20 protein-coding genes are annotated in these 22,903 nt (G+C 41.9%); 11 read left to right on the top strand and 9 right to left on the bottom strand.

Annotation, left to right across the window (positions count from 1 at the left end; genetic code table 11):
• The first annotated feature begins 12 nt into the window (after positions 1 to 12).
• From L1267_RS14015 to L1267_RS13995, 5 genes are all read left to right on the top strand, one after another.
• Positions 13 to 720, top strand: coding sequence for an ABC transporter ATP-binding protein (locus L1267_RS14015; RefSeq protein WP_054551528.1), 708 nt, complete (start codon positions 13 to 15; stop codon positions 718 to 720).
• Between the two features lie 2 nt (positions 721 to 722).
• Entirely contained in the window at positions 723 to 2,036 is a 1,314-nt protein-coding gene (locus L1267_RS14010; RefSeq protein WP_062564569.1) for an ABC transporter permease, read from the top strand.
• Between the two features lie 10 nt (positions 2,037 to 2,046).
• Entirely contained in the window at positions 2,047 to 3,252 is a 1,206-nt protein-coding gene (locus tag L1267_RS14005; RefSeq protein ID WP_235383194.1) for an ABC transporter permease, read from the top strand.
• 81 nt (positions 3,253 to 3,333) lie between these two features.
• A complete protein-coding gene (locus L1267_RS14000) occupies positions 3,334 to 4,662 on the top strand; it encodes a sigma-54-dependent transcriptional regulator (protein WP_235383193.1) in 1,329 nt (442 codons plus the stop codon).
• A 38-nt stretch (positions 4,663 to 4,700) separates the two neighbouring features.
• The gene (locus tag L1267_RS13995) at positions 4,701 to 5,954 is read left to right on the top strand and encodes a sensor histidine kinase (RefSeq protein ID WP_235383192.1); all 1,254 of its coding nucleotides are present in this window, start codon (positions 4,701 to 4,703) and stop codon (positions 5,952 to 5,954) included.
• 77 nt (positions 5,955 to 6,031) lie between these two features.
• Here L1267_RS13995 and L1267_RS13990 read toward each other — a convergent pair whose 3' ends face one another.
• A complete protein-coding gene (locus L1267_RS13990; RefSeq protein WP_054551536.1) occupies positions 6,032 to 6,370 on the bottom strand; it encodes a Grx4 family monothiol glutaredoxin in 339 nt (112 codons plus the stop codon).
• Between the two features lie 263 nt (positions 6,371 to 6,633).
• On the opposite strand from L1267_RS13990, the gene L1267_RS13985 reads away from it, so the two are divergent.
• The 5 genes from L1267_RS13985 to L1267_RS13965 all read left to right on the top strand — a co-directional run bounded on the left by L1267_RS13985 (position 6,634) and on the right by L1267_RS13965 (position 13,112).
• The gene (locus tag L1267_RS13985; protein WP_054551537.1) at positions 6,634 to 7,215 is read left to right on the top strand and encodes a superoxide dismutase; all 582 of its coding nucleotides are present in this window, start codon (positions 6,634 to 6,636) and stop codon (positions 7,213 to 7,215) included.
• Positions 7,216 to 7,454: 239 nt separating this feature from the next.
• Positions 7,455 to 9,377 (top strand): PrkA family serine protein kinase, encoded by a 1,923-nt coding sequence (locus L1267_RS13980; protein WP_135924231.1) that lies wholly within the window; start codon positions 7,455 to 7,457, stop codon positions 9,375 to 9,377.
• 26 nt (positions 9,378 to 9,403) lie between these two features.
• Positions 9,404 to 10,690 (top strand): YeaH/YhbH family protein, encoded by a 1,287-nt coding sequence (locus tag L1267_RS13975; protein ID WP_135924230.1) that lies wholly within the window; start codon positions 9,404 to 9,406, stop codon positions 10,688 to 10,690.
• A gap of 20 nt (positions 10,691 to 10,710) precedes the next feature.
• Positions 10,711 to 12,225, top strand: coding sequence for a SpoVR family protein (locus L1267_RS13970; RefSeq protein ID WP_235383191.1), 1,515 nt, complete (start codon positions 10,711 to 10,713; stop codon positions 12,223 to 12,225).
• Between the two features lie 5 nt (positions 12,226 to 12,230).
• Positions 12,231 to 13,112, top strand: coding sequence for a universal stress protein (locus L1267_RS13965; protein WP_199525744.1), 882 nt, complete (start codon positions 12,231 to 12,233; stop codon positions 13,110 to 13,112).
• A 32-nt stretch (positions 13,113 to 13,144) separates the two neighbouring features.
• Here the strand turns inward: L1267_RS13965 and L1267_RS13960 are convergent, their stop codons facing one another.
• Together L1267_RS13960 and L1267_RS13955 are read right to left on the bottom strand one after the other, a co-directional pair.
• Positions 13,145 to 14,107, bottom strand: coding sequence for a sensor domain-containing diguanylate cyclase (locus tag L1267_RS13960; RefSeq protein ID WP_135924227.1), 963 nt, complete (start codon positions 14,105 to 14,107; stop codon positions 13,145 to 13,147).
• 3 nt (positions 14,108 to 14,110) lie between these two features.
• Entirely contained in the window at positions 14,111 to 15,115 is a 1,005-nt protein-coding gene (locus tag L1267_RS13955; protein ID WP_135924226.1) for a response regulator, read from the bottom strand.
• A gap of 205 nt (positions 15,116 to 15,320) precedes the next feature.
• Here L1267_RS13955 and tpx point away from each other — a divergent pair, with 205 nt between their 5' ends.
• Complete coding sequence (tpx, locus tag L1267_RS13950; protein ID WP_135924225.1) at positions 15,321 to 15,902, top strand: thiol peroxidase; 582 nt, start codon at positions 15,321 to 15,323, stop codon at positions 15,900 to 15,902.
• A 75-nt stretch (positions 15,903 to 15,977) separates the two neighbouring features.
• Here tpx and adk read toward each other — a convergent pair whose 3' ends face one another.
• From adk to apt, 6 genes are all read right to left on the bottom strand, one after another.
• Positions 15,978 to 16,622 (bottom strand): adenylate kinase, encoded by a 645-nt coding sequence (gene adk / locus L1267_RS13945; protein WP_036967590.1) that lies wholly within the window; start codon positions 16,620 to 16,622, stop codon positions 15,978 to 15,980.
• A 179-nt stretch (positions 16,623 to 16,801) separates the two neighbouring features.
• On the bottom strand, positions 16,802 to 18,715 hold the full coding sequence (gene htpG / locus L1267_RS13940; RefSeq protein ID WP_199525745.1) for a molecular chaperone HtpG: 1,914 nt from the start codon (positions 18,713 to 18,715) through the stop codon (positions 16,802 to 16,804).
• A gap of 160 nt (positions 18,716 to 18,875) precedes the next feature.
• On the bottom strand, positions 18,876 to 19,484 hold the full coding sequence (gene recR, locus L1267_RS13935; protein ID WP_054551546.1) for a recombination mediator RecR: 609 nt from the start codon (positions 19,482 to 19,484) through the stop codon (positions 18,876 to 18,878).
• 10 nt (positions 19,485 to 19,494) lie between these two features.
• Positions 19,495 to 19,821 carry a YbaB/EbfC family nucleoid-associated protein gene (locus L1267_RS13930; protein ID WP_036967566.1) on the bottom strand — a complete coding sequence of 109 codons (327 nt, stop codon included), beginning with the start codon at positions 19,819 to 19,821 and terminating at the stop codon, positions 19,495 to 19,497.
• Between the two features lie 59 nt (positions 19,822 to 19,880).
• Positions 19,881 to 22,331 carry a DNA polymerase III subunit gamma/tau gene (dnaX, locus tag L1267_RS13925; RefSeq protein ID WP_235383190.1) on the bottom strand — a complete coding sequence of 817 codons (2,451 nt, stop codon included), beginning with the start codon at positions 22,329 to 22,331 and terminating at the stop codon, positions 19,881 to 19,883.
• Between the two features lie 3 nt (positions 22,332 to 22,334).
• Complete coding sequence (gene apt, locus L1267_RS13920; protein WP_135924222.1) at positions 22,335 to 22,880, bottom strand: adenine phosphoribosyltransferase; 546 nt, start codon at positions 22,878 to 22,880, stop codon at positions 22,335 to 22,337.
• Positions 22,881 to 22,903 lie beyond the last annotated feature (23 nt).

Here is a 22,903-nt window from a genome sequence, read left to right as displayed (position 1 = left end):
GGAATAATCAACATGCTTACAATGAACAACATCAGCAAAGTATATCAAACAGATATGGTACAAACGCACGCCCTTCGCGACTTCAACCTACAAGTAGAAGAAGGTGAATTTATTGCCGTAACGGGTCCGAGTGGCTCAGGTAAAACCACCTTTTTAAACATTGCCGGTATGTTGGAGCCGTTTAGCGAAGGCCAATACATGCTAGACGGTATTGATGTGGGTAAATTAAATGACAACCAGCGCGCAGATCTCCGTAATCAAAAAATTGGTTTTATTTTCCAAGGCTTCAACCTTATTCCAGATTTGAACTTGTATGAAAATATTGAAGTACCACTGCGTTATCGCGGTATCAAAGCTGCTGAGCGTAAACGCCGAATTGAACAATGCCTTGAGCAAGTTGGTTTAGCCTCACGCGCTAAACACTTACCGCAACAACTTTCTGGTGGTCAACAGCAACGTGTGGCCATTGCAAGAGCCCTTGCAGGTGAACCACGCTTTTTACTCGCCGATGAGCCAACTGGTAATTTAGATAGCCTAATGGCGCGTCAGGTAATGGAGCTGCTTGAGCAAATCAACCGTGATGGCGCAACCATCATCATGGTAACCCATGATCCAGAGCTTGCCCGCAGAGCACCTCGTAATATCCAAGTTGTTGATGGCCAACTCGCAGACTTCACTTTGTATCAAGGCACCCAAAACCTTAAAGCGGCTGGAGTGTAACCATGTTCCTTCATTATTTAGATTTAAGCTGGCGCAGCTTTAAGCGCACGCCACTAGTAAGCTTTTTAATGGTGCTGGCTATTGCCATTGGTATTGGCGTAACCATGACAAGTTTATCTGTGTATCACATGATGTCGGCAGACCCTATTCCTGAAAAAAGTAGCGATCTTTATTCTGTGCAGTTACAAACCATGGATGAAGGCCGTACGTGGTGGACAGTCGATAACATGCCACTGCAATTAACCTATCAAGATGCGGTTAATCTTAACCAGGCCAAAGCTGGTGGCAAACGTGTCACTATGGTTAGAACGGGTTTTTCGGTTTATTTAGACTCAGATAAAGTTAAACCTTTTATTGGTCAAGCCCGTCTAACCACCCCTGATTTTTTCGATATGTTTAACCTATCGTTTATTTATGGTGGGGTTTGGAGCGCGCAACAAGAAGCCGATGCAGCACCTGTCGTGGTTATCAATAAAGAATTAAACGACAAACTATTCGCAGGTGAAAACCCCGTAGGCAAAATGGTGTACCTCGATGATGCTAGTTACGAAGTCATTGGCGTGATTGATGATTGGGATATCACTACTAAATACTATGACTTGAATAACGGTGCATTTAATAAAACCGAACAACTGTTTTTACCATTTAGCCTAATGAAAGCACGCCAGCTTGAAAACTGGGGTAATACCAATGGTTGGAAGCACGAAAAAACCAATACCTTTAATGACAAGCTCAATTCAGAAATGGTGTGGTTACAGTTTTGGGTTGAACTAAAAACACCTGCAGAAAAGCAAGCTTACCAAGACTTTTTAATGGCCTATATGCAAGAACAACAGAAGCTAGGTCGTTTTAACCGTGAAAAATTAACCGCCACCCTACGTGATGTAAATGAGTGGATGAAGTACAACAATGTTGTCAGCGAAGACAACGAAATTCTGGTTGGCCTAAGCTTTATGTTTTTAGCGGTATGCCTTGCCAACATCTTAGGCTTGTTACTTGCGAAATTTTTACGTCGCGCTCCTGAGGTCGGTGTACGCCGTGCATTAGGTGCCAGTAAACGCCAAATATTCTTTCAACATATTGTTGAGGTAGCCATGTTAGGTTTCTTAGGTGGCATCTTCGGAATTATTTTGGCGCAAGTGGGGTTATTAGGCGTACGTCAAAGCTATAGCTACTACCAAAGCTTAGCCACAATGGACTTGAGCATGTTACTCAGCGCACCTGTGATTGCAATTAGCACCTGTGTTATAGCGGGTCTGTACCCTGCTTGGCTGGTGTGTAAAACCAACCCAGCAATTTACCTTAAGAGCCAATAAGGAAGACACCATGTTAGAAATCAAACCTATCTTTCACGCCTTATGCCGCTCAAAAGTTGGCGCTATTTTATTGCTGATCCAAATTGCCATCACCACTGCAATTGTTAGTAATGCGGCGTTTATTATTCAAGACAGGATTAGCTATTTAAGCCAAGAAACAGGCTACCCTGAACAAGACATTTTCGTTTTTAATGTCATGATGTTTGGCAAAGATGTGTCTCCGTCTCAGCAATATGAGCTTGATGAAGCCATGCTTCGTCAAATACCTGGGGTAGTTGATGCTGCTTATTCGAGTAACACACCGCTTTCGGGCAGTGGTTCTTCGTCAGATTTTAGCTTAAAACCAGCACCTGAAGAGAGTAAATCAGCCCGTACTTCTTACATGTTTATCGATGAGCATGGCATTAATACCTATGGCGTTAAACTCATTGCTGGGCGTAACTACACTGAAGACGAAGTGATCGTTACCGATAACTATGATGAGCTTTCAAAAGTAACCGTTGTCACTAAAACCCTACTCGATGAGCTGTTCCCTGACGGCAATGGTTTAGGCCAAACAGTCTACTTTGGTGACATTCCAATGAAAATAATTGGTGTTATTGATCTAATGAAAGGCCCATGGCTTAAAGACAGCCGTCCAGATAACGTAGCACTGCTGCCTTTTATTAAGCCTGGAACAAATGCACGCTTTGTAGTTAGAACAGAGCCAGGTCAACGTCAATCAGTCATGAACCGTGTTGAAGAAGCCATGCTAAAAAACTACAACAAACGCGTTATCTCTCGCATTCGTGGCTTAGATGACGATAAAGAGTCATACATGGCTGAAGATACATTAATGATGCGCATGCTGATTGTACTAATTACTATTTTAGTGTTGGTGACAGCCCTAGGTATTTTCGGCCTAACGCTGTTCAATATTAGCAAGCGTACTAAGCAAATAGGCACTCGCCGCGCTTTAGGTGCCAGAAAGTCAGCCATCATCAGCTACTTCTTAGTTGAAAACGCCATGATATGTGTTGTTGGTTTAGTGATTGGTGTGATTGCTGCCGTGTATTTAGGCCAGTTGCTCATGCAGCACTTTTCAATAGCTCAGCTTGATATTAGCTACGTGCTTGCTACAGCGCTGGCAGTGTTCGTTATGAGTTTATTAGCGGTACTTGCACCTGCAAAACGGGCGGCGAATATCTCACCGAGCATTGCAACTCGAACAATTTAGTTCTCCCAACCTATGCTACACTGGATTAACAGTGTAGCATTCATCTTGCACCCTTATTAGGAAAATAACTAAAACAATAATATGGAAAAAATACTTATCGTCGATGATAACCCAGCCATTTTGGATGCATTGTCGTTATTACTCGAAATTCACGGTTTTGATGTTGTTACAGCAAGTAACCCGTTTGAGGCAATTCAGGCCGTACAATACCAACGCATAGCGCTTGTTATTCAAGACATGAACTTTACCGCCGACACCACTTCCGGCGAAGAAGGCAAGGAACTTTTTTATGCCTTACGAGACATTAATCCTCACCTACCGATTATTTTGATCACCGCATGGACAGAGCTTTCTACTGCGGTTGAACTTGTCAAAGCAGGGGCTGCTGATTATTTACCAAAACCATGGGACGATGCCAAGCTACTTACTTGTGTAAATAACCTAATAGAGCTGGGTAAAGCAAAACAGCAAAACGAAACCTTTACCCGCCACCAGCAAGAGCGTGACGCATCTGTGCAACAAGCAAATTTGGTGGGCTTGGTTTATAAAAGTACCGCTATGGAGCACATTGTTAATCTTGCGATTCAAGTGGCTAAATCGGATATTTCAGTGCTGATCACAGGCCCTAACGGCAGTGGTAAAGAACGCATTGCGCAAATAATACAGGCCAATTCATTATTAGCAGATAAACCCTTTATCACTGTTAATGCCGGTGCTTTGCCTAGCGAACTTATTGAGGCTGAGTTATTTGGTGCCGAAGCGGGCGCCTATACAGGTATTACAAAACAGCGTATTGGTCGTTTTGAAGCGGCCGATGGTGGCACCCTATTTTTAGACGAAATTGGTAACTTACCACTTTCTGGGCAAATGAAATTATTACGCATTTTACAAACTGGTGAATTTGAACGTTTAGGCTCAACACAAACACGTAAAGTGAATGTGCGGGTGATTTCAGCAACCAATGAAGATTTAAGCCATGCAATTAAAACAGGTCAATTTCGGGAAGACCTTTACTACCGCTTAAATGTTATTGAGTTAAATTTACCAAGCCTTGCCCATCGCCCAGATGATATTTTAGCTTTGGTCGCACACTTTTTACCTGAGCGCACACTGTCGCTTAGTACAGAAAAAGCCCTGCTCGCCCATAGCTGGCCGGGTAATGTTCGTGAGCTTGAAAATGCCTGTAAACGCGCTGGCGTTTTAAAACCCACAGGGGTGATTGAGCTTGCTGATTTTGGCTTACAAGTTGAAACAAACAGCCCATCACAAACAAGAGCAGAGCCTAACAAACAAGAGATTGAACTTGCCATGCGCGAGTACAAAGGTGTGATTGCTAAAGTGGCTCGCCATTTTGGCCTAAGTCGCCAAGCGCTTTATCGCAGGCTTGATAAATTTAAGATTGAATACTAATGCGTTTTTCGTTTCGATATAAAATCATAACCTTATGCATGGCAGCGTCTGCATTGCCACTTATGTTGGTTTGTTACTTTGCGGGTATAAGCTTGTTTTACAGCCTATTAGCCCTGCTCGCTTGCGCTTTGATCAGCGGACTTTTTGCCGCGCAATTATCAACCCCGCTTATTGATGGCATGAACTCACTCGAAACCGGGTTGCTTAATTTTAAAGATGGTGAGCTGGCTACATTATTAGCCTATGATGGCAGTGATGAGCTAGGTGATTTATGCCGGCTTTATAACCAAACCGCAAAACAGCTTCGCCAAGAAAAGCAATGGATATATCAGCGTGAGTTGATGCTCGACAAAGTACTGCAAAGCTCCCCGCAAGCTGTGCTTTTGACTAACGACCAAGGCTTTATTGTGTATAGCAACCACAGTGCTCGTAGCTTACTCGATGCTAAGTCAGCCCTTGAAGGTGCCAAGCTCGAAAACTTATTAGATTCAAGCTGCGAGCAATTAACGCGTGCCATTCACAAAGGCGTTGATGGCTTATTTACCCTCGATAAAGCAGATCAAGAATCACAAACTTGGCATATGGCAACAGGCCGATTATTACTTAATAATCAGTTTCATCAACTTTATGTTTTTAAACAACTGACCCGTGAACTAAGCCGCCAAGAAGTAGAGGTATGGAAAAAAGTCATTCGTATCATTAGCCATGAGCTTAACAACTCACTAGGGCCAATGTCATCGATGCTTCATAGCGCGCAACTATTAACAAAAGAAGTCGACGAGCCACGCTTAAAACGGGTATTTACCACCATTGAAGACCGCATAAAACACCTTAATGAGTTTGTGCAAGGCTATGGTAAATTTGCCAAGTTACCCACCCCTCAACTATCAACGATTAACTGGCCGACGCTGATTGAGCAATTAAAAAGTCAGTGGCAGGTTAAGGTATCACTTGATGAACGTGTAATAACTGATGCTGATCACACTCAGCTCGAACAATTACTTATAAACCTATTAAAAAATGCCTATGAATCGGGTTCAAACCCCGAAGATGTCAGCTTAACTGTGCAACAAGAAACAATTGGCACACACATCACAGTGAGTGATAAAGGCAAGGGTATGAGTGAGGCTGTAATGGCCAACGCACTAATCCCCTTTTACTCAACCAAAGCAACTGGCAGTGGTTTAGGGCTAGCACTGTGCAGAGAAATAGTTGAAGCGCACCACGGGCAAATTAGCCTACATAACCGTGAGCACGGTGGTTTGAGCGTGCATGTTTTATTACCCGGGTAATACCACCGCTTACTAATCTTAAGCGAATGGCTATAAAAAAAGCCGCAGTTTGCGGCTTTTTTCTACACTAAATATAATTATTCAGCGTCTTTTTCTTTGTACTTTGCAGCTGTTTCAGTGATTAGTGGCTGTAATTCACCACGTTGAAACATTTCGATGATAATGTCACAACCACCGATAAGCTCGCCTTCTACCCATAATTGTGGGAATGTTGGCCAGTTTGCGTATGCAGGTAACTCTGCACGGATATCTGGGTTAAGTAGAATGTCAACGTAAGCAAACTGCTCACCACATGCCATAAGTGCTTGTGATGCTTGTGAAGAAAAACCACAGTTAGGTAACTTTGGTGATCCTTTCATGTAAAGAAGGATTGGATTTTCAGAAATTTGCTGTTTAATTTTATCGATGGTTTCCATTTACAACCTCAAAAAAGACATTAGCTTACTACATTGGCCTTGAAAAAGTTTCACAGTGGCCTCAGATATATAACTTAAATCGGCATTCGTAGCCACAATTTAAAATAGTCTTTAGCAATAGCATTGCTGTTTGCTAAAACTTGAGTAAAATACTCAACAATTATAGTAACACTATAATACCACTTGGTATAGGGAAGTACGCTGTTTACCTTGCTATTACCTATAACTGAGTGGACTATCAACCAAGAAGATGGAGATAAAAAATGGCATTTGAACTACCGTCACTACCATACGCAATCGATGCATTAGAGCCACATATTTCAAAAGAGACTCTAGAGTTTCACCACGGTAAACACCACAACACTTACGTTGTGAAATTAAACGGTCTGATCCCAGGCACAGAATTCGAAAACAAATCTTTAGAAGAAATCGTATGTTCTTCAGAAGGTGGCGTATTTAACAATGCTGCACAAATCTGGAACCACACTTTCTACTGGAACAGCCTATCTCCAAACGGTGGTGGCGAGCCTACAGGCGCAATCGCTGACGCGATCAACGCTAAATGGGGTTCTTTCGACGCATTCAAAGAAGCGTTAAACGACAAAGCAGTAAACAACTTCGGTTCAAGCTGGACTTGGTTAGTTAAACTAGCTGATGGCACACTTGATATCGTAAACACGTCAAATGCTGCAACGCCATTAACTGATGAAGGTGTTACTCCAATCCTAACTGTGGATCTGTGGGAACACGCTTACTACATCGATTACCGTAACGTACGTCCTGATTACCTAAAAGGTTTCTGGGCATTAGTTAACTGGGACTTCGCGAACGCTAACTTCGCTTAATCTTCTGTTACAAACAGTAATCAAAAAAGACGCTTCGGCGTCTTTTTTATTGCCCTTTGCACGCCCCTTCTGACCCGCAGCCAACCACTCACCCAAAAAGCCTAATCAGGATGAGCTTTTTTCAATTAAATTCTTAATTTTCTTGCGCAAAAATTCAAAATCGTGACTAAGCTTTAATTAACCTTTGCTTTTCTCTTAATCTAATTACACGTCATTTTAGCGGGTTTTCGGAGGTCTCTATGAGTATTTTTGAGCATTACCAATCACGATACGAAGCAGCGCAAGAAGAAGAATACAGTATTGAGGAATTTCTCGAGATCTGTAAGAAGGATAAATCAGCTTATGCCAGCGCACCTGAACGGTTATTGATGGCTATTGGCGAACCTGAAATTATCGACACATCAACCGATGCGCGCTTAAGCAGGCTGTTTTCAAATCGTGTAGTTGCACGCTACCCGGCATTTCACGATTTTTATGGTATGGAAGATGCCATAGAGCAAATCGTCTCTTATCTAAAACATGCTGCGCAAGGCTTAGAAGAATGTAAGCAAGTGCTGTATTTACTTGGCCCTGTAGGGGGTGGTAAATCATCCATTGCTGAAAAACTAAAATACTTAATGCAACAAGTACCTATTTATTCAATTAAAGGCTCGCCTGTTAATGACCACCCTTTAGCCTTATTTGATCCAAATGAAGACGCCGAGCTTTTAGAAAAAGAATATGGCATTAAACCGCGTTATTTAAAAACGGTGATGTCACCGTGGGCTGCAAAACGCTTAAGTGAATTTAATGGTGACATTAGCCAATTTAGAGTGGTTAAGCGCTACCCATCTATTTTAAATCAAGTTGCGATTGCTAAAACTGAGCCCGGCGATGAAAACAACCAAGACATTTCAGCGCTCGTTGGTAAAGTCGATATTCGCCAGCTTGAGCACTTTGCACAAAATGACCCCGATGCGTATGCCTACTCCGGTGCACTTTGTTTAGCTAACCAAGGTTTAATGGAGTTTGTGGAAATGTTTAAAGCACCAATCAAGGTGCTACACCCACTACTTACAGCAACGCAAGAAGGTAACTACAACGGCACAGAAGGCATTAGCGCCCTACCGTTTAATGGTATGATTCTGGCTCACTCTAATGAATCTGAGTGGCAAACATTCAAGAACAATAAAAACAATGAAGCATTTTTAGACCGTGTTTACATCGTCAAAGTACCTTATTGTTTACGTGTTTCTGAAGAGGTTAAAATTTACAATAAACTACTCGAAAATAGTGAGTTACATGACGCCCCTTGTGCACCCGGTACATTAAAAACACTGGCGCAATTTACCACCCTTTCACGCATGAAAGAGCCAGAAAACTCAAGCATTTATTCAAAAATGCGGGTGTATGACGGCGAAAGCTTAAAAGACACCGATCCGAAAGCGAAGTCGTATCAAGAATACCGCGACTACGCAGGTGTTGATGAAGGCATGACTGGGCTTTCTACCCGCTTTGCGTTTAAGATTCTGTCGCGGGTATTTAACTTCGATACTACCGAAGTAGCTGCCAACCCTGTGCACTTATTTTATGTGCTTGAGCAACAAATTGAGCGTGAACAGTTTTCAGCCGATGTTGAAGAGCGTTACTTAAGTCACTTAAAAGGCTACCTCATTCCTCAATACGTAGAGTTTATTGGTAAAGAGTTACAAACGGCCTATTTAGAATCTTACTCAGAATACGGGCAAAACATCTTTGACCGTTATGTCACCTATGCTGATTTTTGGATCCAAGATCAAGAATACCGTGACCCAGATACCGGCCAGCTATTTGACCGTGCAGCACTTAACGCAGAGCTTGAAAAGATTGAAAAACCTGCGGGCATTTCAAATCCGAAAGATTTCCGTAATGAAATAGTCAATTTCGTACTGCGTGCACGCGCGCACAACCAAGGCAAGAATCCGCTTTGGACTAGCTACGAAAAACTTCGCACGGTTATTGAGAAGAAAATGTTCTCAAATACAGAAGATCTCCTGCCGGTTATTTCGTTCAATGCGAAAACATCAGCTGAAGATCAGAAAAAACACGAAGACTTTGTCAATCGTATGGTTGAGAAAGGCTATACCCAAAAACAAGTACGTTTACTTTCTGAATGGTATTTACGCGTTAGAAAATCGCAGTAAAAAACGTTTGTTTTAAGGGGGTTGTTATGGCGCATTTTATTGACCGACGCCTGAACGGAAAAAACAAAAGTACCTTGAATCGTCAACGGTTCATCAGGCGTTACAAAAAACAGATTAAAGAAGCGGTGTCTGATGCCATTAATAAGCGTAGCGTAACCGATACCACCAGCGGTGAGAGTATTTCTATTCCGCAACGTGATATCAGTGAGCCTATTTTTCATCAAGGACGTGGTGGTGACCGTGAACAGATCCATCCAGGCAATGACCAATTCTCTACGGGCGACAAAATTAAGCGCCCGCAAGGAGGCGGTCAAGGTGGTGGCTCTGGCGAGGGGGAAGCCAGTGATTCGGGTGAAGGACAAGACGACTTTGTGTTCTCTATTTCAAAAGATGAATACTTAGACTTATTGTTTGAAGACTTAGAGCTGCCTAACCTGCAACAAAACCAGCTCGATAAACTGGTGCAAATGAAAACCCATCGAGCCGGTTTTTGTAACGATGGCATGCCAAGCAACATTGATATTGTGCGCTCTTTACAGGGCTCACTTGCGCGAAGAGTTGCAATGACTGCTGGAAAAAAGCGCCATCTTGCTGAACTTGAAGGTCAGTTAGCGCTTTTAAAAGCCGAAGATCAGCCAGATAAAGCGGCTATCGCTTTGCTTGAACGGCAAATTGAGGAGCTGCAAAGTCGCATTAAAGCAGTGCCATTTATCGATAATTACGATTTACGTTTTCGTAATTATGAAAAACGACCACACCCCACAAGCAAAGCTGTGATGTTTTGTTTAATGGATGTGTCCGGCTCGATGGATCAAGCGACTAAAGACATGGCAAAACGCTTTTATATTTTGCTTTATCAATTTTTAACCCGTAGCTACAAAAATATAGAAGTCGTTTATATTCGCCATCATACCCAAGCGAAAGAAGTCGATGAGCAAGAGTTTTTCTATTCTCAAGAAACGGGTGGCACCATCGTCTCCAGCGCATTAAAACTGATGAACGAAATCATCGCTGAACGCTATAACCCTGAAGAGTGGAATATATATGCAGCGCAAGCGTCTGATGGCGACAACTGGGCAGATGACTCACCAAATTGTGGAGAAATTTTACGTAACAAGCTTCTAAAAGCAGTACGCTACTATGCGTATATTGAAATCACAGCCCGTGCTCACCAAAGCTTATGGCGAGAGTATCAATCAATAGCGCAAACCCACGACAACTTTGCAATGCAACATATTCGTGGCGTTGAGGACATTTACCCAATTTTCCGTGAATTATTTAAAAAGAATCGTCAGCAGCAAGGCGCCGCATAGCCTTGCGAGTGAGGTAAAGTATGGCCGATAAACGTATTAGCGACGGTCCTGATTGGACATTTGATTTATTAGCAGAGTATCAAACTGAGATTGAACGGGTCGCGAAAATTTATAAACTCGATACCTACCCGAATCAAATTGAGGTGATCACTGCAGAACAGATGATGGATGCCTATTCGAGTGTGGGTATGCCAATTGGCTACAGCCACTGGTCGTATGGTAAAAAATTCATTCAAACTGAGCAAAACTATAAACGTGGGCAAATGGGCCTCGCTTATGAAATTGTTATTAACTCAGACCCGTGTATTGCCTATTTAATGGAAGAAAACACACTGCCAATGCAAGCCTTGGTTATGGCCCACGCCTGCTATGGTCACAACTCATTTTTTAAAGGTAATTACTTATTTAAGACTTGGACCGACGCCAGCTCAATCATCGACTACTTATTATTTGCAAAAAACTACATTGCCAAATGCGAAGAAAAATATGGCATTAATGAGGTCGAGAATCTCATCGACTCATGCCATGCATTAATGAATTACGGTGTGGATCGCTATAAGCGCCCACAACGTATTTCGCTTTATGAAGAACAAAAACGCCAGCAAGAGCGCGAAGATTACTTACAATCACAAGTGAATGAGCTGTGGCGCACTATTCCTACCTCGCAACAAGAGTCTAAAAAACGTGAGCGCCGTTTTCCTGAAGAACCGCAAGAAAATATTTTATATTTCATCGAAAAAAATGCCCCATTACTTGAATCATGGCAGCGTGAAGTAATCCGTATTGTGCGTAAAATTTCGCAATATTTTTATCCGCAAAAACAAACTCAAGTAATGAATGAAGGCTGGGCAACATTCTGGCATTACACCATTTTGAACCATCTGTATGATGAAGGTAAGCTCACCGATGCCTTTATGCTCGAGTTCTTACAAAGCCACACCAATGTTGTGTACCAACCGCCTTACAACAGTAATTATTATTCAGGGATTAATCCTTACGCCCTTGGTTTTAACATGATGGTTGATATTCGTCGTATTTGTGAAAACCCGACCGAGGAAGATAAAAGATGGTTTCCGGAGTATGCCGGCAGTGATTGGTTAGAAACGCTGCACTTTGCAATGCAAAACTTTAAAGACGAGAGCTTTATAAGCCAGTTCTTATCGCCAAAAATTATCCGCGATTTTAAGTTATTTACTATTATTGACCATGAAAAAGAACCCACCCTAAATGTGGGTGCAATTCATGATGAAATGGGTTATCACCAAGTACGTGAAAGTTTGTCAGCGCAATACAATTTAAGTAACCACGAACCCAATATTCAAGTTTACGATGTTGATGTTAGAGGTGACCGCTCTTTGACCTTACGCTATGTGCCACATAACAATATCCCCTTAGCAAACTCAAAAGATGAAGTATTAAAACACCTTTACAGGTTATGGGGCTTTAAGGTAAAACTGGAACAAGAGTCTTCAACAGGGGAAGTGTCACTACTGGGAGAATGCCCAAAAAGTGATGCCCGACACACTACAGAGTGAACCGAATGAATAAAAAGTTACTGGTTATCATCGATTCTGTCGACGATGCAAAAACGTCGTTATTACACGCTAAACAAAAAGCTAAAGGGGTTAAGCATATTGATATTGTTGCTTTTAGCTATGAAGACACCAGTAGCATTTTATTTTCTCTTCCGCCAGATGAAGCTTTGGCTATTCAAGATAAAGAGTTAGCGAAACTGCGTACCTCATTAAGTCCGCTAATTAATGACTATTTAGAAGTCGGTAGTTACACATTACAAACACTGTGGCACGAGAGCCCCGTGCAGTGGCTGGCTAACGAAGTAACCACCTCAGACTATGAGATGGTAATTAAAACCCGCCATATTGATGAACAAACGCAATTTAGCGAGCTTGACTGGCAGCTTATTCGATTTAGCCCGCTGCCTCTTTACCTAGCTGCTGACAACAAGTGGCGTAACAATACCAATGTACTCGCCGCGCTCGATTTAGGTAGCGAGAAAGCCACAAAATACTGTTTAAATGAAGCAATTATAAAAACCGGCCTTGCCTTCGCAGAGGATTATCAGAGCGAATTTTTTGCCTGCTATACTGTCCATGTGTCGCCTTTCTTGCGAGATTTAGGGATTGTTTTTTCTGATGAGCAGGTAACTAACGCTTATGAAAAATTACCGGTTGCGCAACGTGCACTAATTGAAGCTCATAATTTAAAAGAGCAACTCAAAATTAAAGCTGGGGTGGTTGAACAAGTTATACCTAGTGTCGCCGCAAAACTTAATGCTGATTTAGTAATTATGGGGTCAGTGGGTAACACGGGCATAAAAGGGCATTTAATCGGTAATACCGCTGAGAAGGTCATGAAACTGTTAAAAACAGATATTCTCGTATTACCACCAATTGGAGTGTAAAAAAGGGTGAAGTTTCGCCCTTTTCCGTTAAGTTATAAATCTGAATACGCTGTAACTTTATTACGGCCGTTTTCTTTAGAGTGATATAAAGCTTTATCTGCAGCTTCAACCCACTTTTCATAACGATCGAACTTTTCGTCAAAACAAGCAAAACCAATACTGACGGTTAACTGAATTTGTTTTTCACCAAAATAAATTGACGAGTTCTCAATCATTGAACGCAGACGTTCAGCAAAAATATGCGCACCATCGAGATCAGTATCCAGTAAAGTTACTGCAAACTCTTCGCCACCATAGCGACCTGCCAAATCAGTTTCACGTAATGTTTTTCTAAGTAAATCAGCAATGTGACGCAGCGCTTCATCACCGCCACGGTGACCGTGTTCATCATTGACCTTTTTAAAGTGGTCAATGTCAAACATTAATAAGGTACTGCAGCCGCCACTGCGTACGATACGCATATACTCTTTACGCAGTTTTTCTTCCCAATATCCCCTATTCGTTAATTTTGTAAGGGCATCAGTTCGACTCATTTGCTCAAGCTTACTATTGGCTTCTTCTAGCTCTTTTTTATTTACCGCTTCATCGGTTACATCATAAATAATGATACAGATATGAGACACTTCACCAGTGGTCGTGGTTAAAGGAATAAAGGTAGCATTTTGATACATATGATCCGCTTTACCAGTAATTGGGCGGTAATTTTTAAAGCGGAAAATATAAGGCTGCTGCTCCCAGATAGTAAAAGAGCGATTATTTAAAATGAACACTGACTCTGATTTACTACGGAACCATTTCTCGTCTATTGACGGAAACAAATCAAACAAATCTTTGTCTTTCACGGCACTTGGTAACAAGCCTGAATGGTTTTCCATAAACCCATTCCAAATGCAGACTTTGTAGTCTCTATCAAGCACCACAAGACCTACATCAACAGTATTAAACATATCCATTAACCAATGGAGTTCATTCATATTAAAATCAGATGCAGGCATAGTTTAATCTTCTAGTAAATAAGCGACTTTGTATTTTAAGGTTTTGAGCGAATCCTCAGTAAATAGCAGCATTAAATCACAATTAATATTATGATTTTCGATGCCATAGCTGATCTCAATCGCCAGCGTTCGTTGCCAGCGAGATTTATTAGCCTTTACCAAATCAGACACATCACAATGTTGACCCAGAACCACAGGGTGCCCTTGACTAAAGCGCATATCAAGCTGCTTTGAAAGACCACTTAAAATAGCCCCGATCAGAATATTGCTCACATCCATTAGCAACTCAAGCTCAATCTTGTTGTTAAGCTCACCTTCGTAATTCATGAGTGACGCAATTTCTTTAAAGCTTGAGTCATTTAACAGCAGCAAAGCTTCACCAGAAACACCGCCGCCTATAAAGCCTTGGCAAACTCCAGAGGTAGTCGCATTGGCATCAATAGAACGCAGTGCCATGTCTAGTTCATTAACTTCTAGGATATTAACATTCGGGATAGGCAACTTTACAAACACATTCAGTAAGCGTGCAAGCAAGTCCCCTGCTTGTCCCATTGCAACATTGGTAAGCTCTTGATAGATATCACGTACATCGGGGTCAACTTGTTCGCCCAGCCGGTGTGATAGACGCTCACGCATGGCTTTGTCTTTAATACCATGATGTTCAATGATATTAGCAAGCTTTTCTGCAGAGCAAGGTTTTTGAATAAAATCAATGGCGCCTAACTCAAGCACACGTTGATGAGCATTAGGTTGGATATCACCTGAAACAACCACAGTAAGCACATGAAGATCTTGGTCTTGAATGGCTTGAAGTACTTCATAGCCATCCATTTCAGGCATATTTAAATCAAGAAATAGTATTTCAGGCTGAATTTTTTTGATTTGCTCAATACAGTGCACACCGTCTTCAGCAAACTCAATTTTAATATCCCAATCATCGGGTAAAGAGCGTGCTAATTGCCGACGAGCTAACTTTGAATCATCACAAACTAATACCGATGTTGACATATACTCTCTCTAAACCCACACTTTTTTACTAGCCATCTTTAAGAGTGCTAACTTTATTCTTATTTTAATTCATAAAAAATAGCGGCACGGACACATGTTAATCAAACTGCTCGTTTTTTACAATTTTAAATTAGAGTAAACCTTGGAGCAATTAGATGAGTATAATACACTCAGCTTAAATGCGTTAATTTGAAGGAATTATATTATGTTACGCCCACTTATTTTTGCACTCAGTGCAGTTTGTACGTTTAGTTACGCAAATGACTTACCAGAAAATAGTCTTGATGCTGGTAAGGTATCAGCTCAGTCAAAGCCTGTTACCCTACTAGGACAAGGGGTTGAAGTCGGTCAAAAAGCACCTAATTTTAAAGTAGTAGATGATAGCTTTACACCTGTCACATTAGACAATTATCAAGGTCAAGCTGTTTTGCTTAGTGTTGTACCAAGCTTGGATACAGGGGTGTGTAGCATTCAAACCAAACACTTTAATGAAAAAGTAGCTGCTGAGTACCCGAACATAGCTATGCTCACATTAAGTGCTGATTTACCGTTTGCACAAAAACGTTTCTGTAAAGCAGAAAATATCGACAAAGTCGTCACCTTATCTGATTCTGTATGGCGTGACTTTGGTAAGAACTACGGCTTAATTATCAAAGATATGGGCTTATTAACTCGTGCAGTATTTGTGCTCGATAAAGAACATAACATCGTTTACAAGCAACTAGTCGATAACCTCTCAAAAGAGCCTGATTACGACGGTGCTATTGCCGCATTGAAGAAACTGTAATATCAGAAGACAGTTAAACAGATACAAAAAAACCGCCCTGAGGCGGTTTTTTTATTAATGAATCTAAAAGGTTAATTAACCTAATAGCTCACCAAGTTGTTGGCTAACAGCTTCAACAGCTTGGGTACCGTCTAGTTTATGGTACTGAGTGTTGCCTGCTTTTGCTTCAGCTTGGTAATAATCAACTAATGGCTTAGTTTGGTCGTGGTAGATACCTAAACGCTTACGTACTGTTTCTTCAGTATCGTCATCACGAATGATTAGGTCTTCACCTGTAATGTCATCTTTACCATCAACTTTAGGTGGGTTATAAACTACGTGATAAACACGACCAGAACCTGGGTGTACACGACGACCGCCCATACGCTCAACGATAATTTCGTCAGCAACGTCAAATTCAATAACGTGATCAACCACCACACCATTCTCTTTCATTGCATCAGCTTGAGGAATAGTACGCGGGAAACCATCTAGTAAGAAACCTTTTTCGCAATCTGGTTTAGCGATGCGCTCTTTAACTAGACCAATAATAATTTCATCAGATACTAATTGACCTGCATCCATTACTTTTTTAGCTTCAAGACCAAGTGGTGTACCTTCTTTGATTGCTGCACGCAGCATATCGCCCGTAGAAATTTGTGGAATACCGTATTTGTCCATCAAAAACTGAGCTTGAGTACCTTTACCTGCACCCGGCGCGCCCAAAAGAATAATGCGCATATCATTGTCCTCTGTGTGATACTAATCTTAAAAATGGTCGATCAGTGGAGTTTTGTTCTTAGAGCCTGAATTCTTCCACAACTGAGGCTATACCTCAAGTAACTTATACCAATTGCCTATATTAGCAGCAATAAAAAAGGGAGCACTGCTCCCTTTTCCAACTCATTCAGCTAAAACGCTTATTTGCTTAAATCTAGCATAAGCTTGTTCAAGCGAGTTACAAAGCCAGCAGGGTCTTTTAGAGTACCGCGCTCTGCTAATAATGCTTGGTCAAGCAGGACATGTGACCACTGGCTGAACTTGTCTTCATCTTGCTCAACGTTTAAGTGTTTAACAAGCTGATGCTCTGGGTTAAGCTCAAAAATAGGCTTTTGCTCAGGCACAGTTTGACCAACAGATTCCATTAACTTTTGCATTTGTGAACTCATATCGTGTTCATCGGCAACAACACATGCTGGAGAATCAGTTAGACGGTGCGTAAAGCGCACATCTTTCACGCTGTCGCCAAGTGCTGACTTAATACGTTCAACTAGACCAGCTACTTCTTTTTCTGACTCTTCTTGCGCTTTTTTGGTTTCTTCGTCATCCATGTTGCCTAAATCTAAGTCACCACGGGTGATTGACTGGAATGATTTTTCGTTGAACTCTGTTAAGTAGCTCATCATCCACTCATCAACACGGTCGCTTAATAGCAATACTTCGATGCCTTTCTTACGGAAGATTTCTAAGTGTGGTGAGTTTTTCGCTGCAGCAAATGAGTCAGCAACCACATAATAGATCTTATCCTGCTCTGGCTTCATACGTTCGATGTATTGTTCAAGCGATACATTTTGCGTGCTTTCGTCAGTATGTGTAGAAGAGAAACGCAGTAGCTTAGCAATGGCTTCTTTATTTGCCATATCCTCAGCTGGACCTTCTTTTAACACCTGACCAAACTCGTTCCAGAACGTTTGGTAATCTTCTTCACGGTTTTTCGCCATACGCTCAAGCATTTTAAGTACGCGTGATGTACAACCTTTACGGATCGCTTGCGTTACTTTGTTGTCTTGTAAAATTTCACGCGACACGTTAAGTGGTAAGTCGTTTGAGTCAAGTAGACCTTTCACAAAGCGTAAATAACTTGGCATAAACTGCTCTGCGTCATCCATGATGAAAACGCGTTGCACATACAGTTTTAAACCAGTTTGACGGTCACGATTCCATAAATCGAATGGTGCTTTTTTCGGGATGTATAACAAGCTTGTATATTCAGTTTTACCTTCAACCTTGTTGTGAGCCCAGCTTAGTGGCTCTTCCCAGTCATGACCAATGTGCTTATAAAACTCTTTGTACTCTTCATCTGTTACTTCTGACTTATCGCGAGTCCAAAGTGCAGTTGCGCGGTTAATACCTTCCCACTCGCCCGGCTGCGCTGGGATTTTCTCACCATCAGGGCCTTCAGATTCAGGTACTTCTGCTTTATACATTTCAACTGGAATAGAAATATGGTCTGAGTATTTAGTTACGATGCTACGTAAACGGTACTCATCAGCAAATTCTTTCTCATCTTCACGTAAGTGTAGAATGATTTCGGTACCGCGTGTTGGCTTGTCAATCTCTTGTAATGTGTACTCGCCTTCACCTGCAGATTGCCATTCAATACCTTGGCTTTCACCTGCTTTACGAGTACGCACGGTTACTTTATCTGCAACGATAAATGCAGAGTAAAAACCAACACCAAATTGACCAATCAATTGTGAATCTTTGCTTTGGTCGCCTGTTAGGTTTTGGAAAAATTCTGCGGTGCCTGATTTTGCAATGGTACCCAGTGAATTGATCACATCTTCACGGCTCATACCAATACCGTTATCAGTAATGGTTACCGTGTTTGCTTCTTTATCGGCACTAATACGTACTTTTAGATCTGCATCGTTTTCGTATAAATCGCCATTAGAAAGCGCTAGGAAACGTAATTTATCTGCCGCATCTGACGCGTTTGATACCAGCTCACGTAGGAATATCTCTTTATTAGAATAAAGAGAATGAATCATCAGGTTTAATAGTTGTTTGACTTCTGTTTGAAAGCCTAATGTTTCTTTTTGTGCTGCAGTCATTGTGTAAATCTCCAATTAACAAAGTGTCTAATCTGCACTATGACTCATATATGGGGCAGGCTTTTGGAACTTCAAGGCAAAAAATTAAATTAGCGGGTAAATTCGGGGGCTAACTACAAAAAAGCCTGCATAAAGCAGGCTTTTGATACCATATCAGGTATTAGTTTTGATTTACGGCGCGTCGTCCGCTAAATGCGTGCATCAATGTCATACCATCGAGCAAGTCGAGCTCTCCACCGACAGGGACACCGTGAGCAATACGAGATGCACCAACCTGATACTTATGACAAAGCTCAGCAATGTAGTGAGCAGTGGTTTCACCTTCAACACTTGGATTGGTTGCGAGGATCACCTCATTAATACCGCCTTGTTGCAACTTGCTTTCAAGGATATCAAGGCCAATTTCTTTTGGTCCTATACCATCAATTGGCGACAAGTGACCCATTAAAACAAAGTAAAGCCCTTGATATTGACCGGTTTGCTCAATAGCGAGTACGTCGGTTGGTGACTCAACCACACACAGTAAACCACTATCTTGGCGTTTAACACTTGAACAAATATCGCACACAGCTTGCTCTGTGAAAGTGCGACAAGATTGACAATGCCCTACTTCATCCATTGCTTTGGTTAATGCATGGCCAAGTTGCTTACCACCTTGACGGTCACGCTCAAGCAAATGAAAAGCGATACGCTGTGCCGACTTTGGGCCTATGCCCGGCTGGCATCTTAGCGCTTCAATTAGTTGTGTTAAACTAGGAGATAGTTGCATACAAGATCACTTAGAATGGCATTTTCATACCTGGTGGTAATTGCATACCGCCAGTTACTTTACTCATGCGCTCTTGTGTTTCTTCTGCAACACGACGTACTGCATCGTTACACGCTGCCGCTAGTAAATCTTCGATCATGTCTTTGTCGTCTTCCATTAGGCTTTCATCTAATTCAACACGACGTACATTGTGGTTACCAAGCATAGTTACTTTAACTAGGCCTGCACCTGCTTCACCTACAACTTCAAGGTTTGCGATTTCTTCTTGGGCTTTTTGCATGCGCTCTTGCATTTGCTGCGCTTGCTTCATCATGTTACCCATTCCACCTTTAAACATAACTGTCTCTCTTTCTAAACTACTTTAATTGGCATGAAGATAAGGGCTATTGCAACTAATTACAATGCCTGAATACTGTTTTCATCGATTATAGCGCTAAATAACTGTTGAAATTGCACTATATTTTCATCGCTATTTATTACATCAATCGCTTGTTGATGACGACCCGCATCAATTTTTTGTTGAATCAAATACGGTGAATCAATTACGCCATCAGCAAACTCGATACTAAGCTCTACATTATGACCATAAATTTCACTTAATGCAGCATTGAGCTTTTGTCTAAGCACTGCACTGTCTAAATGGCGCTGTGATGAGTCAACTTCAATGTGTAACTGATTATTCTGCTTGGTAAAGATCGAATGCAGCGCAAATTGGCGCATGCGGCCACCAAGTCCCATACGCTTTATTAAATACGCCCACTCGTCTTGTTCGTGTGCAAATTTAATACTGCTGATCGGGCTTTCAAAATCATCTGGAACCGGAATACTGGCTTCTTCAGCTACTGGCTCTGGCGCTTTTTGCGGGTTAATTTGCTCAAGCAATTCAGGCGCTAGGTTTTCAGTGATTGTTTGATGCTTTTCTCGAAAATCGACTTTTTTTACTTTATTGCTGCTCTCCCCCGTCTGCTGGGGGATGGGCTTTTTTACTTCAGCAGCCATTGCTTGCTGCTGAGGCTGAGTATTGGTCGTGGCTGTGCTTTGTTGCGCTGGCGGTTCTAATGTTGGCTTAGCTTCAGGCTGTTGTTCTGCTTTAACATTCGTTTGCGTTGCCGCACCACTTAAGCGACCAGCACCTGAGATATTGCGGTCTTGTAAAATACGAGCAATGGCCGATTGCGCCTGACTTTGCTGTTGTTGCAATTGTGCGGGTGCAGTTTGCTGTTGCTGGGACGCAGGTGCTTCATTTGCGCTAAAGCCCTGATCATAAGCGCTATTCATCACATCATCATATTGCGCAGCAAGTGATGAATCCATTTGTGCATCGTACTCATCCATATAGTCTTGCGAAGAATAGTCAGATGTAGAGTACTCTGGTGAAGAATAATCAGCTGCTGGAATGTGCTCTGAGCTACTCTGCTGTTGTGGCGCTGGTTTGACTTCAGTTTCAGCTGGCTGAGCGGATTGCTGAGGCTGTTGATTAACATTAGGCTGCTCTACTGCTGTTGCTTCAACTTGCTGGGCAGGCTCATGGCTATGTGCTGTTTCTGCTTTGGCTGCTTGAATAGGCTCAGCTTCAACTTGTGTTGGCTGAGGCTCTGAAGGCACAGAAGTTGTATGCACTGAACTTTGTGCTACTGATGCTTGCTCTGAAGCTGCTTGCTCACGTTGCGCCGTTGATTTTTTTAAAATATCACGTAGTGCTCCGGCACCACTTGGTTTAACCTGCTGCTGGGTATTCGTGGGTGTTTGGTTTTGTGCAAATTGCGTTGGTTGAAATGCGAGCAGTCGCAACATGATCATTTCAAAACCAAGTTTAGCATCGGGTGCCCATTGCAAATCCTTTTTACCATTTAATAGCAACTGGTAATACACCTGCATTTGCTGTGCATCAGTTGTTTGTGCCACCTGCTCAATAAATTCACGGTTAGTCTCATCAAGTGCCGCAGCACTAGGCACGAGTTGCACAAGCTGAATAAGGTGCGTCAGGGCGATTAAATCGTCGAGCAAGGCTACAAAGTTAGGGTTTCGGCTAACCACTGCTTTTACTTCTTGAAGTAATGCATCGCCATCTTGGCACAGTAACGCTGCTAACATGGTTTGGCTATATTGGGTATCCATTAAGCCAAGCATAGTTTGCACTGCTTGATGATTAATATTGCCATTGGTTTGCGCAATTGCTTGGTCTGTAAGACTCAGTGCGTCACGCATACTACCATCAGCTGCTTTCGCTAAAATTGACAGCGATTTATCATCAAAACTTAGCTGTTCTTGATTAAGAACATGGGCAAGCTGATCATGAATTTCTGATTGCGACAATGCATTTAAATTAAACTGTAAGCAACGCGATAAAATCGTCACGGGCAGTTTTTGCGGATCGGTTGTCGCTAATAAAAACTTCACATGCTCTGGTGGCTCTTCCAATGTTTTTAGTAATGCATTGAAACTATGCTTTGACAGCATGTGAACTTCGTCGATTAGGTATACCTTGTAACGACCACGTGTTGGCGCGTATTGAACGTTATCAAGGATTTCGCGGGTATCTTCTACTTTGGTTCGTGATGCCGCATCGATTTCTAACAAATCAATATAGCGACCAGCTTCAATGTCAGTACAGCTTGAACATTGGCCGCACGGCTCAGCAGAGATACCCTTATCGCAGTTGAGGCTTTTTGCGAATATTCGTGCGATGGTTGTTTTACCCACCCCACGAGTTCCAGTAAAGAGATAGGCATGATGGAGTCTATTTTGTGTTAATGCATTAACCAATGCCTGTTTAACATGAGACTGCCCCACTAACTCGTGAAAGGTTTGTGGTCGCCATTTCCTTGCTAGAACCTGATAACTCATTAATTATTCGCCTTCGAATTCAACCAACTTTAAGATTTTGATGCCCATATCAGCAACACGTTGTTCACCACCAAGCTCAGGTAAAGATACAACAAATGCGGCATCCGTTGCATTACCACCCAGTTTTGCAACTAATTTTGCTGTTGCTTCAATTGTGCCACCTGTGGCAAGTAAGTCATCTACTAATAACACTTTATCACCAGAAACGATAGCGTCTGTATGAAGTTCAAGCGTATCTTCACCATATTCTAATTGGTAGTTTTGTGAAATCACTTCGCGAGGAAGTTTGCCTGGTTTACGAACTGGAATAAATGGAATACCAAGAGCATAAGAAAGTGGCGCACCAAAAATAAAACCACGAGATTCAGTACCAATGATTTTAGTAAAACCTTGGTCTTTATATGCCGCAATAAAGCTGTCTATCGTTGCTTTAAATGCCTCAGCGTTAGCCATTAAAGTTGTTACATCGCGGAACATAATGCCCGGCTTAGGGTAATCAGCGATCGTTGCAATGCTCTGTTTGATGAGCGTTGAAGTTGCTTGAGTCATAATTATACTGCTCAAAAAGTTTA

Source organism: Pseudoalteromonas sp. OFAV1, assembly GCF_021532595.1.
GTDB lineage: Bacteria > Pseudomonadota > Gammaproteobacteria > Enterobacterales > Alteromonadaceae > Pseudoalteromonas > Pseudoalteromonas lipolytica_C.
The sequence above is the reverse complement of the archived record's forward strand: the minus strand, read 5'-3'. Positions and strand labels throughout refer to the sequence as shown.

Bases quoted from the DNA above. Each gene is read 5' to 3' on its own strand.
- L1267_RS13980 (WP_135924231.1), top strand. From the start codon at position 7,455: ATGAGTATTTTTGAGCATTACCAATCACGATACGAAGCAGCGCAAGAA.
- L1267_RS13965 (WP_199525744.1), top strand. From the start codon at position 12,231: ATGAATAAAAAGTTACTGGTTATCATCGATTCTGTCGACGATGCAAAA.
- L1267_RS13990 (WP_054551536.1), bottom strand. From the start codon at position 6,370: ATGGAAACCATCGATAAAATTAAACAGCAAATTTCTGAAAATCCAATC.
- dnaX (WP_235383190.1), bottom strand. From the start codon at position 22,331: ATGAGTTATCAGGTTCTAGCAAGGAAATGGCGACCACAAACCTTTCAC.
- L1267_RS13970 (WP_235383191.1), top strand. From the start codon at position 10,711: ATGGCCGATAAACGTATTAGCGACGGTCCTGATTGGACATTTGATTTA.
- L1267_RS13985 (WP_054551537.1), top strand. From the start codon at position 6,634: ATGGCATTTGAACTACCGTCACTACCATACGCAATCGATGCATTAGAG.
- L1267_RS14015 (WP_054551528.1), top strand. From the start codon at position 13: ATGCTTACAATGAACAACATCAGCAAAGTATATCAAACAGATATGGTA.
- L1267_RS13995 (WP_235383192.1), top strand. From the start codon at position 4,701: ATGGCAGCGTCTGCATTGCCACTTATGTTGGTTTGTTACTTTGCGGGT.
- L1267_RS14000 (WP_235383193.1), top strand. From the start codon at position 3,334: ATGGAAAAAATACTTATCGTCGATGATAACCCAGCCATTTTGGATGCA.
- recR (WP_054551546.1), bottom strand. From the start codon at position 19,484: ATGCAACTATCTCCTAGTTTAACACAACTAATTGAAGCGCTAAGATGC.
- apt (WP_135924222.1), bottom strand. From the start codon at position 22,880: ATGACTCAAGCAACTTCAACGCTCATCAAACAGAGCATTGCAACGATC.
- htpG (WP_199525745.1), bottom strand. From the start codon at position 18,715: ATGACTGCAGCACAAAAAGAAACATTAGGCTTTCAAACAGAAGTCAAA.
- L1267_RS13930 (WP_036967566.1), bottom strand. From the start codon at position 19,821: ATGTTTAAAGGTGGAATGGGTAACATGATGAAGCAAGCGCAGCAAATG.
- L1267_RS13955 (WP_135924226.1), bottom strand. From the start codon at position 15,115: ATGTCAACATCGGTATTAGTTTGTGATGATTCAAAGTTAGCTCGTCGG.
- L1267_RS14010 (WP_062564569.1), top strand. From the start codon at position 723: ATGTTCCTTCATTATTTAGATTTAAGCTGGCGCAGCTTTAAGCGCACG.
- tpx (WP_135924225.1), top strand. From the start codon at position 15,321: ATGTTACGCCCACTTATTTTTGCACTCAGTGCAGTTTGTACGTTTAGT.
- L1267_RS14005 (WP_235383194.1), top strand. From the start codon at position 2,047: ATGTTAGAAATCAAACCTATCTTTCACGCCTTATGCCGCTCAAAAGTT.
- L1267_RS13975 (WP_135924230.1), top strand. From the start codon at position 9,404: ATGGCGCATTTTATTGACCGACGCCTGAACGGAAAAAACAAAAGTACC.
- adk (WP_036967590.1), bottom strand. From the start codon at position 16,622: ATGCGCATTATTCTTTTGGGCGCGCCGGGTGCAGGTAAAGGTACTCAA.
- L1267_RS13960 (WP_135924227.1), bottom strand. From the start codon at position 14,107: ATGCCTGCATCTGATTTTAATATGAATGAACTCCATTGGTTAATGGAT.